At 70.8% G+C, this 17,343-nt stretch carries 13 protein-coding genes; 8 read left to right on the top strand and 5 right to left on the bottom strand.

Features of this window, described 5'->3' with window-relative positions; all coding sequences use genetic code 11:
- Nucleotides 1-2 precede the first annotated feature (2 nt).
- Nucleotides 3-182, top strand: a complete 180-nt coding sequence (locus GTY96_RS08010; RefSeq protein ID WP_161664366.1) for a hypothetical protein — start codon at nt 3-5, stop codon at nt 180-182.
- Nucleotides 183-265: 83 nt separating this feature from the next.
- On the opposite strand, the gene GTY96_RS08015 is transcribed toward GTY96_RS08010, so the two are convergent.
- On the bottom strand, nt 266-694 hold the full coding sequence (locus tag GTY96_RS08015; protein WP_201755914.1) for a winged helix-turn-helix transcriptional regulator: 429 nt from the start codon (nt 692-694) through the stop codon (nt 266-268).
- A 190-nt stretch (nt 695-884) separates the two neighbouring features.
- Between GTY96_RS08015 and GTY96_RS08020 the strand changes: the two genes are divergently transcribed.
- Entirely contained in the window at nt 885-2,063 is a 1,179-nt protein-coding gene (locus GTY96_RS08020; protein ID WP_201755915.1) for an MFS transporter, read from the top strand.
- Nucleotides 2,064-2,086: 23 nt separating this feature from the next.
- Complete coding sequence (locus GTY96_RS08025) at nt 2,087-3,448, top strand: pyridoxal phosphate-dependent decarboxylase family protein (protein WP_161664369.1); 1,362 nt, start codon at nt 2,087-2,089, stop codon at nt 3,446-3,448.
- Between the two features lie 292 nt (nt 3,449-3,740).
- On the opposite strand, the gene GTY96_RS08030 is transcribed toward GTY96_RS08025, so the two are convergent.
- Both GTY96_RS08030 and GTY96_RS08035 read right to left on the bottom strand, forming a co-directional pair.
- Nucleotides 3,741-5,450, bottom strand: coding sequence for a tetratricopeptide repeat protein (locus GTY96_RS08030; protein ID WP_161664370.1), 1,710 nt, complete (start codon nt 5,448-5,450; stop codon nt 3,741-3,743).
- Between the two features lie 180 nt (nt 5,451-5,630).
- Complete coding sequence (locus tag GTY96_RS08035; RefSeq protein ID WP_161664371.1) at nt 5,631-6,638, bottom strand: M91 family zinc metallopeptidase; 1,008 nt, start codon at nt 6,636-6,638, stop codon at nt 5,631-5,633.
- Nucleotides 6,639-6,870: 232 nt separating this feature from the next.
- On the opposite strand from GTY96_RS08035, the gene GTY96_RS08040 reads away from it, so the two are divergent.
- The 5 genes from GTY96_RS08040 (at nt 6,871) to GTY96_RS08060 (ending at nt 13,706) form a co-directional block, all read left to right on the top strand.
- A complete protein-coding gene (locus GTY96_RS08040) occupies nt 6,871-7,338 on the top strand; it encodes a MarR family winged helix-turn-helix transcriptional regulator (protein WP_143899507.1) in 468 nt (155 codons plus the stop codon).
- A gap of 41 nt (nt 7,339-7,379) precedes the next feature.
- On the top strand, nt 7,380-8,669 hold the full coding sequence (hmgA, locus tag GTY96_RS08045; RefSeq protein WP_143899508.1) for a homogentisate 1,2-dioxygenase: 1,290 nt from the start codon (nt 7,380-7,382) through the stop codon (nt 8,667-8,669).
- Nucleotides 8,666-9,667 (top strand): fumarylacetoacetate hydrolase family protein, encoded by a 1,002-nt coding sequence (locus GTY96_RS08050; RefSeq protein WP_161664372.1) that lies wholly within the window; start codon nt 8,666-8,668, stop codon nt 9,665-9,667. Before hmgA ends, GTY96_RS08050 begins: the two co-directional genes overlap by 4 nt.
- Nucleotides 9,668-9,744: 77 nt before the next feature.
- On the top strand, nt 9,745-11,148 hold the full coding sequence (locus tag GTY96_RS08055) for a 3' terminal RNA ribose 2'-O-methyltransferase Hen1 (RefSeq protein WP_161664373.1): 1,404 nt from the start codon (nt 9,745-9,747) through the stop codon (nt 11,146-11,148).
- Nucleotides 11,145-13,706: a polynucleotide kinase-phosphatase gene (locus GTY96_RS08060; RefSeq protein WP_161664374.1), complete on the top strand. Its 2,562-nt coding sequence runs from the start codon at nt 11,145-11,147 to the stop codon at nt 13,704-13,706. Before GTY96_RS08055 ends, GTY96_RS08060 begins: the two co-directional genes overlap by 4 nt.
- A 9-nt stretch (nt 13,707-13,715) precedes the next feature.
- On the opposite strand, the gene GTY96_RS08065 is transcribed toward GTY96_RS08060, so the two are convergent.
- Together GTY96_RS08065 and GTY96_RS08070 are read right to left on the bottom strand one after the other, a co-directional pair.
- Nucleotides 13,716-15,044: a porin gene (locus tag GTY96_RS08065; RefSeq protein WP_143899512.1), complete on the bottom strand. Its 1,329-nt coding sequence runs from the start codon at nt 15,042-15,044 to the stop codon at nt 13,716-13,718.
- A 209-nt stretch (nt 15,045-15,253) separates the two neighbouring features.
- Nucleotides 15,254-17,305: a WD40/YVTN/BNR-like repeat-containing protein gene (locus tag GTY96_RS08070; protein WP_161664375.1), complete on the bottom strand. Its 2,052-nt coding sequence runs from the start codon at nt 17,303-17,305 to the stop codon at nt 15,254-15,256.
- Nucleotides 17,306-17,343: the final 38 nt, after the last annotated feature.

Consider the following 17,343-nt stretch of genomic DNA (forward strand, 5'->3'; position numbering starts at 1 on the left):
ACATGAGCCTGGTTGTTCGGAAGCTCCACGGAGACGTATCCAAGTCCATCATCCGTGACGAGATTCTTCCGCGGTGCCTGTGGCCCCAGGCCAAGCTCAGCGTGCATTGGCTGTTGGAGCGCCACGACTTCCCCTCGCCGAGTCGGGCCCGGCGGGAGCTGATGCAGAGGCAGGCGGCCTGAAGACAGCCAACCTGGTGTCTCATCAATCCGATGCGGTACACCAGCAAGCAGGCGCTGGCCCAATCGCGCAGCCGCGCATCGCCTTACGTCACTTTCCGCACTTCGGTGGCAGCAGGCAGCAGCATCGAGCCATCCTTGGCTTGTGGTGCCATGCGCGGAACCGGCTTGCCCGTGCGCTTGTCGAGCAGCACCGAATGGCGTTCGCCGCGCTTGAACAGGTGCTGCTCGCCCCATTGCCGCAGCGCCACCACGATGGGGAACAGGCTTTCTCCCCTGACCGTCAGCACATACTCCTGATAAGCCGTACCGTCCGAGGCGTCCTGCGTTTCCAGGATGCCCGCCTCGACCAGCTTGCGCAGCCGGTCGGAGAGGATGTTTCGCGCCACACCCAGGCTCCCCTGGAAATCACCAAAGCGGCGCATGCCGTCGAAAGCATCGCGCACGATGAGCAGCGACCAGCGGTCCCCGATCAGGTCGACGGAGCGCGCGACAGGACAAGGTTCGTCGTTCATGGGTCTGCGGGACGGCATGGAGTCTCCTGGCAGGCTGACAGGGGCAAGACATTTGGTTGCATTTTGCAACTACATGGCTTAGAATTCAATCGGTTTTGCAGTCGGATTGAATGGACCTGGGAACGTGAAGGCTTCTCGTGCGACACCGTCACCGCCGGGTCGAAGCAACGCCCCGGCCCGGCCTGCGGACATGCCCCGCAGCTTGGTATGGCTGTTCACCATCGCCAGCGGCTTGAGTGTGGCGAATGTCTATTACGCCCAGCCTTTGCTGGACGCGCTGGCACGGGACTTCGGCATCAGCCATGCGGCGATCGGCGGTGTGGTCACGGCCACGCAGACCGGTTGCGCGCTGGCCTTGCTGCTGCTGGTGCCGCTGGGCGACCGGGGGGACCGCCGCCGCCTGATGGCGATGCAACTGCTGGCGCTGGTGGCCGCGCTGGCGGCGGTGAGCATGGCGCGCTCTGCGTCTGCGCTGCTGGCGGGCATGCTCGCCGTGGGCTTGCTGGGTACGGCGATGACGCAGGGGTTGATCGCCTACGCGGCCAGCGCCGCCGCGCCCCACGAACAAGGGCGGGTCGTCGGCGCGGCGCAAAGCGGCGTGTTCATCGGTCTGCTGCTCGCCCGGGTGTTTGCTGGCGGCGTCAGCGACCTGGCCGGCTGGCGCGGCGTGTACCTCTGCGCCGCCGCGCTGATGCTGGGGATCGCGCTGCCGCTGTGGCGGCGGCTGCCCGCCTTGGCCGCCAAGCCGAATGCGATGAGCTACCCGCGCCTGATCGCTTCCATGCTGACGCTGCTGCGGCAGGAGAAGGCGCTGCAAGTGCGCGGCGTGCTGGCGCTGCTGATGTTCGCGGCGTTCAACATCTTCTGGAGTGCGCTGGTGCTGCCGCTGAGTGCACCGCCCCATGGCTTTTCGCACACCGCCATCGGCGCCTTTGGCCTGGTCGGCGTGGTCGGTGCGCTGGCTGCCGCGCGTGCCGGGCAATGGGCCGACCGTGGCCATGTCCAGCGCACCAGCGCAGCGGCACTCGTGGCGCTGCTGTTGGCCTGGTGGCCACTGTCGCTGATGGAATGGTCGCTCGGGGCGCTGGTGGTCGGCATCGTGCTGCTCGACCTGGGCGGCCAGGCGCTGCACGTCACCAACCAGAGCATGATTTTCCGCACCCGGCCCGAGGCGCACAGCCGGCTGGTCGGCCTCTACATGCTGTTCTATGCAATCGGCAGCGGGTTGGGCGCGATCAGCACGACGGCGACCTATGCCCATGCCGGCTGGCAGGGCGTGTGCCTGCTGGGCGCAGCGGTCAGCCTGCTGGCGCTGCTGTTCTGGTGGACGACGCGGCGGGCCACGCCCCCGGCGGCGGTTCGGGCATGACACAGGAACGGAGGGACTCTCGAATGGACGAACTGGAGTTGCTGGCGGATGCCGATGCACGCGGTCGTCGCTACACCGAAGCCAATGGCCATCGCCGGGTGTTTCCTTCGGACGCAGCAATCGCCGCATTGGCGGCCTTTGACGAGCCGCTACCCGAGCAGGGTTCGCCCGCCGAGGACACGCTGGCGCTGCTGGACGAAAGGGGATCGCCCGCGACCACCGCGTCCAACGGCCCGCGCTACTTCGGTTTCGTGATCGGCGCGGCGTTGCCCGCCGCAGCGGCGGCGGAGCGGTTGATGCTGGCGTGGGATCAATGCGCCTCAACCTTCGACAATTCGCCGGTGTCGGCCACGCTGGAGCGTGTGGCCGCCCGCTGGGTGCTCGACGCGCTGGGGCTCCCGTGGGACAGCGCCGTCGGCTTCGGCACCAGCGCCACGGCCTGCACGCTGACCGCCTTGGCAACCGCGCGGCGCGAGCTGCTGGCGCGCCTGGGCTGGGACTTCGACGGCCAGGGACTGAACGGAGCGCCGGAAATCCGGGTGGTGGTCTCCGAGCTGGCCCACATCACGGTCAAGAAGGCATTGCGCGTGCTGGGCTTCGGGCTGAACCAGATCGTCCATGCCCCAGTCGATGCCCAAGGCCGGGTGGATGCCGCCCGGCTGCCGCCGCTGGATGAGCGCACAATCCTCTGCCTGCAAGCGGGCGAGGTGAATACCGGCGCATTCGATCCGTTCGACCAGCTCATGCCGCACGCCAGAAAGGCCAGCGCATGGGTGCATGTGGATGGCGCCTTCGGCCTGTGGGCGCGAGCCTCATCGCTGGCCCACCTGACCCAAGGCATCGAGCTGGCCGATAGCTGGACGACCGACGCGCACAAGTGGCTGAACACGCCCTACGACTGCGCCATGACCATCTGCCGCGATGCGCGGGCGCTGGCAGAGGCCATGAACAGCGATGCCGCCTATTCCAGCGCCCGGATGGACGCGCAGAAGAACCTCACGCTGGAGTTCTCGCGCCGGCCTCGTGGCATTCCGGTGTGGGCGGCGCTGCGCAGCCTGGGGCGCGAAGGCATCGCCGAGCTGGTTGAGCGGCACTGCGCGCAAGCGCGCCGCATTGGCGATGGCCTGGCGCGGGCCGGCTTCGAGGTGCTCAACGCGGTGACGCTCAATCAGGTGCTGTTCCGCTGCACGAGCGATGCGCAGACGCTGGCGGTGCGCGCGGCGGTACAGGCATCCGGCGACGCATGGTTCAGCGGCACGGTTTGGCAGGGGCGTCCTGCCATGCGTATCAGCGTATCGTCCTGGCGCACGCAAGACACGGATGTTGACGCGCTGCTGGCCCTGCTGGGGAGGCTAGGCCCCGCGCAGGGGAAGGCCGCGACATGATAGTCGCCCCGGCGCCCCACTTCGACCGAGCAGCGGAGCAGCTGCCTCGACGGCGGCCCCGGAGGCGCGGCTGGCCTACAGCCTCAATGGCGTGATGGAGGACCGCGACGGGCTGCTCGTGGACCTCGCGGTGATGCCGGAGGGAGGGCTGCGCCGAGCGCGACGCGGCCGTGATGGTGCTCGAGGGGATGAAGTCCCGGCGTTTCAAAGGCAGGGAGCGGACGGAGGTTGAGAGCGAACTCAACGAGAGGACCGGCCTCATGCCTGCAAACCGGGCTTCGTCAACAGCCTGCTAGAAGGCCGTGCGGGTGAGCTTGAAGTCGGCGTTCGCCCACGCCTCGTCGAAGCGCTCGCGCGCGGAGGCGGCGTCGGCGGTCCGGCCCTGCCCCTCCAACGCGCGGGTGAGGCCAAACAGCGCCCAGCCATTGCCAGGGTTGCGGCGCAGGTCCTCCCGGTAGACGGACTCCGCGGCCTTCCACTGCTTCGCGTCCAGCAGCGCCGCGCCCTGGAAGTGACGCACGGGATAGAACCAGTCGCTGGGCTCCGAATAGGCCAGCTGGTCGGAGGCGCGCACCGCGTCCTCCCAGAGCGTCAGCGCATCGGACTTTCCCTGGCGCTCGGCGATGGAGGCGTCGAGCACCCGGGCCGCCACGTCCAGCACGTCCTTGGCGGAGTTGTTGCCGGCGGTCAGCGTGTCGGGCACATCCGCGGCCAGCGCCACGAGCTTCGCGTGCTCCGCCCGGGCCTCCTTGATGTGGCCGCGGGCGGCGAGCGCCAGCCCGTGCGCGTGCAGCCACAGCCCCATCAGCACGGGGTACTTCGGATCCGGCTTGGGTTCGGCGAGCAGCGCGTCGTAGCGCCCGAAGCGCACCATCGCGAGCAGCGGCTCGGCGGCGAAGAAGTCCATGCCGGGCATCGCATCCACCATCTCGGGCTTCATCACACCCGCCGCCTCGCGCGCCGCCCGGATGGACTCCTCGGAGCGGCCCTCCATGGAGGCCGAATACGAGAGGAAGCCCCAGTTGTGGGCCAGATACATGGGGTAGTAACCGGTCGGGTTCACCCGGCGCAGATAGGCCTCATCCGCCTGGATGGCGCGGCGGTTGCTCTCCGACGCCTCCTCGTACTTCCCCAGCCGCTGGTAGATGTGCGCGGGCATGTGGACGAGGTGGCCGGCCCCCGGCATCAAGTCGGGCAGCCGGCGCGCGGACGGCAGCGCTCGCTCGGGGTGGTCCGAAGCCTCCATCACATGGATGTAATAGTGATTGGCGCCGGGGTGGTCCGGGACGCGCGCGAGCACCGCCTCCAGCCGGGAGACGATCTCCTCCGTGCCCGGCTCCGGCCTGGCCTGGAGCGACCACAGCTTCCAGGGGTTCAAATCCATCAGGGACTCCACGAAGAGCACCTGCACGTCCTGGTCATCCGGGAAGCGCTGGGCCACGTCCCGCATGGCCTTGGCATAGGCCTGACTGAAGGGCTTCATCTCCTCCGGCGTGCGCGGCTCGGGCCCGCCATAGCGCCGGGACAGGGCGCCAATGAGCGCCTGCTCCGTCGGAGTGCCCTCGGAAGCGAGCGCCTTCGCCCGCTGCAAGGCCTCCCAGGCGGTCGCGGCCCGGTCCGGAAGCATGGGCATGTTGTAGTTGGGCCCCTGCACCAGGGCCACGCCCCAGAAACACATCGCGCAGGACGGGTCCAGCTGGGCCGCCCGCGCGAACGAGCGCGCGGCCTCGTCGTGGTTGAAGGCATAGGTGAGCCGCATGCCCTGGTCGAAGAACGCCTGCGCGTCCTGCGACTTCGTCGTCACCGTCCATTGGAAGTTGCCAAGGTCGTCGAAGAGGCTGGCCCCCTCGGCGAGCGAGGCCACGCGCGACGGCACGGAGGCATCGCCCTGCGTCCCTTGCGAAGGGGCATCGGCGACCGGCGGGCTGGCGGCATGGGCCCGGCCGAACGGCCCCTGCGCCATCAACGCGGGAATGAGGATGAGCAGGACTTGCGCGCGCACGATGTTCCCCCGGGCACGCCGGCCCGGCCGCGTGGCGGTTCACGCGACACCCGGACGTCCCAGGCAACGGTGGGGGGTGCGCACGCCCCTGGCAATCCACCCCGGGCAGGGTGTCCCTCCAATCGATGACACCCTCGCCCGGTGCCTGCCCGGTCCCAGGGGACCGCCGACGCGACGGGCTCACTTCTCCAGGTCGTCGAGGATCTTCCCCATGGGCGAAGGCGTGCCCATGAACTTCTGGAACCGGCTGCGGTCGTCCGAACCCAGGTCGTAGTTCTCCAGGTTCTGGTCGTTCTTGTTCCCGTGGGGCCGGAAGCCCGAGTAGTCCTGGCGGGCCGGCAGGCCGTGCTCGGCGCGGATGCCGTTCTCCGTGGGCGCCCAGTTCTTCGGCGTGTGCGGCGTGGGGCGCAGGCCCACGGTCTCGAACTCCTCCGTCAGGCGCAGGCGGGTCTCCACGGTGTCCTTCATCGCGGCCGAGTGCTCCGGGTAGCGCTTGAAGACCTCCGCGTCGCTGTGCTTGCTGGCCGCCAGCGGGCTCACCTGCAAGCCATTGGACGCGCGCCACGCGTGGACCGACTCGTGGCCCAGGCTGTTGAAGCGCTGGCCGGGGTCCTTCTCGTTGTAGTTGATGCGGCTGGCCTGGCCCGCGCTGGGCTGGCCGTCGTAGCGGTACGCCGGGCGCAGCGACTGGAGGGTGCCGTCGTGGCGCGGCGCGTGCGACATGGGCATGGAGGCATCCCGCCCGGAGTAGATGTCCGCCACCGTCAGCGGCTTCTGCGCGGTGCCCGTCGCGCCGGGGTTCACGTGCTGCGTGCGGCCGTTGAGCTCCGTCATCATCCGGTTGCCCACCGGCTTGTCCATCAGCCGGTGCGTGGAGGTGCGCGCATCCGACGTGAAGTCCGCGAAGTCCGCGCCCGACTGCTTGCTGTCACGGCGGGTCCGGACGCCCGACAGGTCCGGGTGCACGACGCCGTAGTCCGCCGGCTTCAGGTTGTTCTTGCCGCTCTGCAGCTCCGCCGGCGAGGGCGGCTTCGGCTTCGAGGCCGTCTCCGGCTTCACCGTCTTCGGCGTCTCCATCTTCGGCGCCACGGTCTTCGGCGTCTCCATCTTGGGGGGCGCGCTGCTGCTGCGCGAGCGCGAGCCGGAGGAGAGCGACGGGGTGGAGAAGGAGGAGGAGCGGAGCTTCATGGCGGAACCTCGGGAGCGGAACGCGTGGATGAACCACCCCTAGAGCAACCACCGTGCCGCCCCCGGAGCGCGCCCGTCCTGACAGCCCCCGCCGTGATTTCAACGGGTTGCCAGGGCCTCCGAGGCTCGCGAGGAGCCGCGCCCTGATGACTGCCGTCGGGGGCCTGATGACACCAGACACCAGGGGCTCATGGCTGGCCCGAAGGCCGCGCGGGCGATATTCGGGGTCACGATGAGCCAAGCACGCGCCGCGCGCCTCACCCTCGACGACTTCCTCCCCTACCGGCTGTCGGTCGCCGACAACGTCGTCAGCCAGCGCATCGCCCGCGTGTACGCGGCCGAGGACGGACTGAGCACGCAGGAGTGGCGGCTCATCGCGGTGCTCGGCGAGGACGGCGAGCGCTCGCAGCTGGAGCTCGTCCGGCGCACGCGGATGGAGAAGGTCCCGGTGAGCCGCGCCGCGCGCTCCCTGGAGGAGCGCGGGCTGGTGCGGCGCGCCACGAGCAAGAGCGACGCCCGCTCGCGCCGCCTGACGCTGACCGCCGCGGGCCGCCGCCTCTACGCGCGGGTGGCCCCCGCGGCGCTCCAGGCGGAGGCGGAGGTGCTCGCGGAGCTCAAGCCCGCCGAGCGCGCGGTGCTCCGCGCCCTCCTGGAGCGCGTCGAGCGCGCCGCCATCCGCGCCCTCCAGCAGGCCCCCTGAGCCTTGCCCATCTGGTTTCATCTGTTACTATTTACGGTGCCATGGAAACCGTTCGCCAACTGACAGGCTTTGGGAATGAGCACGCCTCGGAGGCCCTCGCCGGTGCGCTCCCGGTGGGCCAGAACACGCCACAGCGCGTCGCGTTCGGCCTCTACGCCGAACAGCTCTCCGGCACGGCCTTCACCGCGCCGCGCGGGGTGAACCGGCGCACCTGGCTCTACCGGCTGCGGCCGAGCGCGGGCCACCCGGCGTACCGGCAGGTGGAGTCCCGCCTCTTGCGCAGCGGCCCGTTCCGCGAAGTGCCCCCGTCGCCCAACCGGCTGCGCTGGAACCCGATGCCGCTGCCCACCGCGCCGACGACGTTCCTGGAAGGCCTCTTCACCCTGGGCGGCAACGGCTCCCCGGCCGAGGGCGCGGGCGCGGCGGTGCACCTCTACGCGGCGAACGCGTCCATGACGGACACCGCGTTCTTCAACGCCGACGGCGAGCTGCTCATCGTCCCGCAGTCCGGGGCGCTGCGCATCGTCACGGAGCTGGGCGTGCTGGACGTCCCGCCGGGCCACGTCGCGCTCATCCCTCGCGGGATGCGCATGCGGGTGGAGCTGCCGGGTGGCCCCGCGCGCGGCTACATCTGCGAGAACTATGGCTCTGCGTTCCGGCTGCCGGAGCTGGGCCCCATCGGGTCCAACGGCCTGGCGAACCCTCGCGACTTCGTGGCCCCGGTGGCGGCGTACGAGGACGTGGAGCGGCCCACGCGCATGGTGCAGAAGTTCCAGGGGAACCTCTGGGAGACGACGCTCGACCATTCGCCGTTCGACGTCGTCGCGTGGCACGGCACGCACGTGCCGTACACGTACGACCTGGCGCGCTTCAACACCCTCAACACGGTGAGCTTCGACCACCCGGATCCGTCCATCTTCACGGTGCTGACGTCGCCCAGCGACACGCCGGGGACGGCCAACTGCGACTTCGTCATCTTCCCGCCCCGGTGGATGGTGGCGGAGCACACGTTCCGGCCGCCCTGGTTCCACCGCAACGTGATGAGCGAGCTGATGGGGCTGGTGCACGGCGTCTATGACGCGAAGGCGGACGCGTTCGTGCCGGGAGGCGCGTCGCTCCACAACTGCATGAGCGCCCACGGCCCCGACCGGAAGACCTACGAGGCGGCGGTCGCCGCGGACCTGTCGCCCCGGAAGATCGACAACACACTGGCCTTCATGTTCGAGACCCGCTGGGTCATCTCCCCGACGCGCGCCGCGATGGAGAGCCCCGCGCTGCAAGCCGACTACGACGCGTGCTGGGCGGACCTGCCCAAGGCCCGGCTGCCGTGAAGCTCGCCTCCCTCAACGTGGGACGGGATGGCCGTCTCGTCGTCGTGTCGAAGGACCTCTCCCGGCAGTCGGACGCCTCCGCCGTCGTCCCGACCCTCCAGGCCGCGCTCGACGACTGGGAGCGGCACGCGCCGGCCCTCCGCGCGCTGTCGGAGCGGCTGGAGCAAGGCGCGCTCCCGGGCGCCCCGTTCGAGCCCGAGCGCTGCGCCGCGCCCCTGCCCCGCGCCTATCAGTGGGCGGACGGCTCCGCCTACGTGAACCACGTGGAGCTGGTGCGCCGCGCGCGCAACGCGGAGCTGCCCGCGTCCTTCTGGACCGACCCGCTGATGTACCAGGGGGGCTCCGACGGATTCCTCGGCCCTCGCCAGCCCATTCCGCTCGCCGACGAGGCGTGGGGCTGCGACATGGAGGGAGAGGTCGTGGTGGTGACGCGCGACGTGCCGCTGGGGGCCACTCGCGAGCAGGGCCTGGATGCCGTGGTGCTGGTGGGGCTGGTGAACGACGTGTCGCTGCGCCACCTGATTCCGGGCGAGCTGGCGAAGGGCTTCGGGTTCTTCCAGTCCAAGCCCGCATCGGCGTTCTCCCCGGTGTTCGTCACGCCGGATGAGCTGGGCCCCGCGTGGCGGGAGGGCAAGCTGCACCGGAGGCTGGAGGTGTTCCTGGACGGCCAGCCGTTCGGCCGCGCGGACGCGGGCGTCGACATGACGTTCGACTTCGGCACGCTGGTCGCGCACGCGGCGAAGACACGCTCGCTGTGCGCGGGGACCCTCGTGGGCTCGGGCACGGTGTCGAACCGGGGCCCCGACGGCGGGCCGGGCAAGGCCGTGAGCGCCGGGGGCGCTGGCTATTCGTGCATCGCGGAGCTGCGCATGGTGGAGACGCTCCAGGACGGCGCGCCCCGGACGCCGTTCCTCAAGCGGGGCGACCGGGTGCGCATCGAGATGCGCGATGAGGCCGGCAGCATCTTCGGCGCCATCGACCAGGTGGTCGGCGGGTAGCACCGTGGACGGGGGCCCTTCGTCAGGCCCCCTTGTCCCGTGCGTCCAGCGCGCCGCAGGATGACCCGCGCGCCCTCATGCTCCTGACCCTCTCGACGACCCACACGCCCGCGACGGACCTGGGCTACCTGCTGCACAAGAACCCGGACCGGCCCCAGTCCTTCGAGCTGCCCTTCGGACACGCCCACGTCTTCTACCCGGAGGCCTCCGCGGACCGCACGACGGCGGCGCTCCTCCTGGAGGTGGACCCCGTCGCGCTGGTGCGCGGCCGGTCCACCTCTCCGGGAGGCGCGGGCGGGACGCTGGACCAGTACGTCAACGACCGCCCCTACGTGGCGTCGTCCTTCATGAGCGTGGCCCTGTCCCGCGTCTTCGGCACCGCGCTGTCGGGGCGCAGCAAGGACCGGCCGGAGCTGGCCGGCACGCCGCTCCCCCTCTCCGCCCGCCTGTCGGTGCTGCCCTGCCGGGGCGGCGAGGGCTTCCTGCGCCGGCTCTTCGAACCGCTCGGCTACACCGTCACCGCGACCCGGCACGCGCTCGACGAGACCGTCCCCGCGTGGGGCGACAGCCGCTACTTCACCGTCACGCTGGAGGGGCGCGTGCGGCTGGGCGACCTGCTCACGCACCTGTACGTCCTCATCCCGGTGCTCGACGACGACAAGCACTACTGGGTGGGCGACGAGGAGGTGGAGAAGCTCCTGCGCCACGGCGAGGGCTGGCTCGCGGCCCACCCGGAGCGCGAGCAGATCGCCCGCCGCTACCTGCGCCACCGCCACAGCCTCGCCCGCGAGGCGCTGGAGCGGCTGGCGGGCGACGAGGCCCCGGAGCCCGAGGAGCGCCAGGAGACACGCAACGCCGAGGAGGCCGTGCTCGAGTCCCGCCTGAGCCTCAACGAGCAGCGGCTCCAGAGCGTGCGCGACGTGCTCCAGGAGCACGGCGCCGCGCGCGTGCTGGACCTGGGCTGCGGCGAGGGCCGGCTCCTCAAGGTCCTGCTGAAGGACCGGCGCATCACCGAGCTCGTCGGCATGGACGTGTCGCACCGCACGCTGGAGATCGCCCATGACCGGCTGGGCATTGAACGGCTGCCGGAGATGCAACGCCAGCGCGTGAAGCTGCTGCACGGCTCGCTGCTGTACCGCGACCAGCGGCTCGCGGGCTTCGACGCCGCCACCGTCATCGAGGTCATCGAGCACCTGGACCCACCGCGCCTCGCCGCGTTCGAGCGCGTGCTCTTCGAGCACACGCGGCCGGGCCTCATCATCCTCACCACCCCGAACGCCGAGTACAACGTGCGCTTCAGCTCGCTCCCCGCCGGCACCTTCCGCCACCGCGACCACCGCTTCGAGTGGACCCGCGCCGAGTTCGAGGCGTGGGCGAACGGCATGTGCCAGCGCTTCGGCTACACCGTGCGCTTCGTGCCCGTGGGAGAGAACGACGCGGAGGTCGGCGCTCCCACGCAGATGGGGGTCTTCGAGCGATGAACGTCCATATTCCGGAGCTGTCGCTCGTCGTGCTCATCGGCGCCTCTGGCGCGGGGAAGACGACCTTCGCGCGCCGACACTTCAAGCCCACGGAGATCCTGTCCTCGGACACCTACCGGGGCTTCGTGTCCGACGACGAGAACAACCAGGAGGCGACGAAGGACGCCTTCGAAACGCTGCGCTTCGTCGCGGCGAAGCGGCTGGCGCGCGGCCTGTTGACGGTGGTGGACGCCACCAACGTCCAGCCGGAGTCGCGCAAGGCCTTCGTGGAGCTGGCGCGCGACCACCACGTGCTGCCCGTGGCGCTGGTGCTGGACGTGCCGGAGCGCACCTGCATCGAGCGCAACCAGCAGCGGCCGGACCGCGCCGCCAGCTCCCGCTTCGTGCGCAACCAGGCCTCCCAGCTGCACCGCTCGCTGCGCGGCCTGGAGCGCGAGGGCTTCCGCCACCTCCACATCCTCCGGCCGGACGTCATCGACACCGTGGTCCTGGAGCGACAGCCGCTCTGGTGCAACCTCAAGCACGAGCGCGGGCCGTTCGACATCATCGGCGACATCCACGGCTGCCGGGAGGAGCTGGAGTCCCTGCTCGCGAAGCTGGGCTACCAGGTGCGGCCCCGCGCGGACGGCACGCCCGGCTTCGACGTGCGGGCGCCAGAGGGCCGCAAGGCCGTCTTCCTGGGCGACCTGGTGGACCGGGGCCCGGACATCCCGGGCGTGCTGCGGCTGGTGATGGACATGGTGGAGGCCGGCACGGCGCTGTGCGTGCCGGGCAACCACGAGATGAAGCTCCTGCGCAAGCTGCGCGGCGGCAAGGTCAACGTGTCCCACGGCATGGCCCAGACGCTGGAGCAGCTGGAGCGCGAGCCGCCGGAGTTCCACCAGCGGGTGGCGAAGTTCATCGACGGGCTGGTGTCCCACTACGTGCTGGACGACGGGCGCCTGGTGGTCGCGCACGCGGGCATGAAGGAGAGCATGCAGGGGCGGGGCTCCGGCCGCGTGCGGGGCTTCGCGCTGTACGGCGAGACGACGGGCGAGTCGGACGAGTACGGCCTGCCGGTGCGCTTCAACTGGGCCGCCGAATACCGGGGCCGCGCGGCGGTGGTGTACGGCCACTCGCCCGTGCTCCAGGCCGAGTGGGTCAACAACACGCTGTGCGTGGACACGGGCTGCGTCTACGGCGGCCAGCTCACCGCCCTGCGCTACCCGGAGCGCGAGCTGGTGTCCGTGCAGGCGCTGCGCACGCACTGCGAGCCGGTGAAGCCGTTGGGCGTCGTCCCCGCGGCCCCGGGACTGAGCGCGCAGCAGCAGGCGGACGACGTGCTCGACCTGGAGGACGTGCGGGGCAAGCGGGTCATCTCCACGCGGCTGGCCGCGAACGTCACCCTGCGCGAGGAGAACACCACCGCCGCGCTGGAGGCGATGAGCCGCTTCGCCATCGATCCGCGCTGGCTGCTCTACCTGCCGCCCACCATGTCCCCGTCGGAGACGAGCCAGCAGGCCGGCTTCCTGGAGCACCCCCAGGAGGCCTTCGACTACTACCGCCGGGAGGGCGTGACGCGCGTCGTCTGCGAGGAGAAGCACATGGGCTCGCGCGCCGTGGTGGTGCTCGCGCGTGACGCGGACGCCGCGCGGCGGCGCTTCGGCGTCACCTCCGGTGAGACGGGCGTCTGCTACACGCGCACGGGACGGCGCTTCTTCAGCGACGAGGCCCTGGAGGCCGCGTTCCTCGCCCGCGTCCGGGCGGCGCTGGACGCGTCCGGGTTCTGGGAGGACTTGAAGACGGACTGGGCCTGCCTGGACTGCGAGCTGATGCCCTGGTCGCTCAAGGCCCAGGAGCTGCTGCGCGACCCGTACGCCGCGGTGGGCGCGGCGTCGCGCGCGGCGCTGACGGATGTCGTGGCGGTGCTGGGACAGGCCACGGCGCGAGGGCTCCCGCTCGGGGACCTGGCCGCGCGGTACGCGGACAAGGCCACGAGCGTGCAGCGCTACGTGGAGGCGTACCGGCGCTACTGCTGGCCGGTGGCGTCGCTGGACGACGTGCGGCTGGCGCCCTTCCACCTCCTGGCCACGGAGGGCGCGACCCACGTGGACAAGGACCATGTCTGGCACATGGAGACGCTGGCCCGCGTGTGCCGCGCGGACCCGTCGTTCCTCATGGCCACGCCCTACCGCGTCGTCGAGCTGGAGGACGCGGAGGCGGTGTCAGGCGGCGTGCGCTGGTGGGAGGAGCTCACCTCGCGCGGCGGCGAGGGCATGGTCGTGAAGCCCCACGGCTTCGCGGTGCGCGGACGGCGGGGGGTGGTGCAGCCCGCCATCAAGTCCCGGGGACAGGAGTACCTGCGCATCATCTACGGCCCGGAGTACACCGCGCCAGCGAACCTGGAGCGCCTGCGCCAGCGGGGCCTGTCCACCAAGCGCTCCCTCGCGCTGCGCGAGTTCGCGCTGGGCGTCGAGGGGCTGGAGCGCTTCACGCGCAAGGAGTCGCTGCGCCGCGTGCACGAGTGCGTCTTCGGCGTGCTGGCGCTGGAGAGCGAGCCGGTGGACCCCCGGCTGTAGCCGGGGCCCTCAGTAGTTGAACTGGAGCTGGAGGCGCGTCACGTGCCCCTGCTCCTGTTCATAGGGATAGCGCGAGGAGGTCCGGTCCGCGATGACGTAGGCGGCCGTCAACTCCAGCGCCTTCCAGATCTGCCACTCCGCGCCCAGCTCCAGCTCGCGCACGTCGTAGCGGGGCGCATTGGTCTCGAACTTCTTGCCGCCCTGATACAGGGTGCCGCGCAGGTAGGGGATGAGGGACACCCCCAGCACGTCGTCCAGCTTGTACATGAGCTGCGCGTAGCCGCCGCGCAGGTTCCGGCTGTCGATGAGCAGCCTCGCGTCCGGCCCCGTTCCCAGCGACGGTCCGCGCCCCACGTTGTATTCGGCCTGGAAGCCCAGGGGCTGCGGGTACACGGTCAGGCTGACGATGGCGCGGGCATCCACCAGGTTTCCGCCCCGCGCGAGCGCGAAGGGGGCGTCATCCCGAGGCGAGGCGCTGAGGTTGAAGCGGCCGTAGTACCCGCCCGCGCCGACCTCCACGTATTGGGAGCCGAAGAGGAACGGCCAGGTGACGCGCGCCACGGCATGCGGGCTGTTGTTGCGCTCCGCCCGGTTGGCCGTCTGGCCGTTGTAGACGCCCAGGCCCACCACGCCGTAATCCCCGGAGCCCTTCAGGCCGCTGTCGACCAGGAACTTGAAGCGCTCGCGGATGTGCGCGGGCGCCCAGTAGAAGAAGACGCCCAGGTCACGCTCGTCCTTCAGCGCGCTGTTGATGCCGTCGTTGCGGTCCAGCGCGAGCCGGTTCTGGCTGGACTGAAGGTTCTCGAAGCCATACGGCACCTTGGACTGGCCCACGCGGAAGCGGAACTCCTTCTTCGCGTCGACGAAGATGTCCGCGTACCAGTCCCGCATGATGGCGACGTTGTACTGGTCGCCAATGACGGAGGCGAAGTCCGGCTGGAGGTAGATGGACACGTGCGGGTGCACGTCCCCGGAGATGACCAGCCGCGCGCGGCGGATGCCGAAGCCGGTGTCCTTCCCCAGGAAGCGATCCCCCTGCTCGTTGATGAGCGAGTCGTTCACCCGGAAGCTGGGCAGCCGGTTGTAGCGGATCTGCGTGTAGCCCCGCAGGCGGAGGGTTTCGTACCAGGGCTTGTCCTTCTTCTTCTCCTCCCCGGGAGGAGGCGCGGCGACCGGAGGCACGGGCGCGGGAGGCTCGACGGGCGGCGGAGCCTCCCCGGCCGGCGCGGACTCCGGCGGCGCCTCCTGGCCCCAGGCCAGGGCGGAGGAGGAGAACAGCAGCGCGGCGCCAGCCAGCAGGGCCTGAAGGACGGAGCGGTGGGACGGGGCGAAGGTCATGAGGGCGTGGGGCGAGAGGAACGGGGACGCGAAGTTGCGCTCCCGTTACCGAGCGGCGCCGCGTTCCGCCACACTTCCCCCCCGTTGTTTCAACACCGTCACGGGCGCCTTCGGCCTGTCACACGACCGAGCACTTCACGTCACACATTCGTGACACGAGGTCTGGCCCGTCGAACCCCGCCGCGACGCGCGAGTCGCGAGGCCCGACGTCAGGGCCTGTGCAGGACCGCCGAGTCCCCCACGAGCCACAGCTCCGAAGCGGACGGTGCCCACACCCCTCGGAAGGCGCGGCGGGTGCCGGTGGTCTCGGCGGTCCAGCGCGTGCCGTCGAAGCGCAGCAGCGTGCCGGAGTCTCCCGTGGCCCAGACAGCGGAGGCGGAGAGCCCTCCCAGTCCGTTCAGCGTGGCCGTGGTGCCACTGGTCACCGCGCTCCAGCCGGTGCCGTTGTAGCGCAGCAACGTACCGCCCGCGCCCGCCGCCCAGATGTCCGTCGGGCCGCTCCCCCACACGGCCTTGAGGGACACGCTGGTGCCAGAGCTCATCGGGGTCCAGGCACCGCCATCCCAGCGCATGAGGGTGCCGGCTTCGCCCACGGCCACGGCCAGCGACGGCCCCTGGACCCAGACGGCGTTGAGCGTCGCGGCGGCCCCCGTGGGCAGCCGCGTCCAGGCCGCGCCGTCGAAGTGCTGCGCTTCGCCCGCCTCCCCCACCGCCCAGACGTCGGTCTCCGACGCGCCGTGGATGGCGAAGAGCTTCAGCGACGGCGACTCCAACACCATGGTGAAGCGGGTCCCATCCCACCGGAAGATGCGGCGGAAGAACGACGTCGTCACCCAGGCCGCCGACGGCGAGGCCGCGTAGACGCCCGACACGTTGTCGCTGGTGAGCGGGCTGACCGCGGGTTCGAGCCAGCCGCCGCCGTTCCAATGCAACACGCGGCCCGAATCCGCCACCACCCACACATCCGCGGGGCCCGAGCCATGGATGGCCCGCGCGGAGCCGAGCGTGCGCAGCGGCGCCTGCTGGCGCCAACCCTGTCCGTTCCACTGCTGCACCAGCCCCCCCGCGCCGAAGAACCACACGGCGTCGGGTCCGCTGCCCGCGATGGGACCGTTGGCGTCGGAGCCCGTCGCCGTCCACTTCGTCCCGTCCCAGGCGTAGCGAGACCCCTCTCCGCCGGTCAGCACCAGCGAGGGCGACGCGGCGAACACGTGGAACAGTTGATCCGACGAGCGCATGGACTGCTCGACGCCGGTGGGGAACGTCCGGAAGACGAGCCCGTAGTCATCGCAGATGAGGCAGGGGTCGTCGGAGGCGACGGTCCAGACGTCGTTCGGGCCCGTCCCCGTCACCTCGTGGAAGTCGATGTTGGTGCCCGCGTCAATGCTGGAGACGGTGCTGCCGTCATAGCGGCGCAGCGTGCCTCCCTGTCCCACCATCCAGACATCCGAAGGGCCGCTGCCCCACACGTCCTCGAGCCCCCGCGTCGTCCCCACGTCCACGCCCTGGAAGCCGCTCCCCTGGTTGCGCCGCACGGTGCCAGCGCCGCCCACGGCCCAGACGTCGCTCGGACCGGAGGCCCACACGGCGGCGAGGTCCCGCGTCGTCCCGGAGTTCACGGGCGCGAACACGCCCCCCGCGGAGCCGTGCAGGACGGTGCCCGCCACGCCCACCGCCCACACGTCCGTCGCGGAGGCCGCGTGCACGCCGCGCAGCTCCGTCAGCGTTCCGCTGGCCACTCGCGTCCAGCGCGTTCCATCCCAGTGCTGGATGAAGCCGTCCTCGCCCACCACCCACCCGTCGTCGGGCGCGAGGAAGTGCGCGCCCTCCATCCGGTAGCCGTGGGGCAGCGGGTACTCCCAGCACCAGCCGTCCGCGCATTCACGCGCGGCGGCGGGGATGCCGCAGGTCTTCTCCACGCCGCGTCCGCCGCACACCTCCGGCGCCGAACAGGTCCCGCAGGCGACGTTGCCTCCACAGCCGTCCGGCTCGACGCCGCACTCCGCCCCAGGGCCGCACGTCGTCCTCGGCACGCAGCCACAGACGTTGGCATGGCCCGCCACGCCGCAGGCGAAGGGCGCGGTGCAGGTTCCGCAGTCGAGCGGCTGACCACACCCATCCGCCGCTTCGCCACAGTCGAAGCCCTGGGACTCGCACGTGCGCGGACGGCAACCCGCGTCAGGTATGTCTCCCGGCCCATCATCGTCTCCACAGCCAGAGGACACCGGCACCACGAACAGGAGCACGAGTGGGAGGACCACCCTCCCCCACCCCTGAAGTCGTGAATGCAGCGCGGCCT

The sequence above is a fragment of the Corallococcus silvisoli genome (genome assembly GCF_009909145.1).
Taxonomy (GTDB): domain Bacteria; phylum Myxococcota; class Myxococcia; order Myxococcales; family Myxococcaceae; genus Corallococcus; species Corallococcus silvisoli.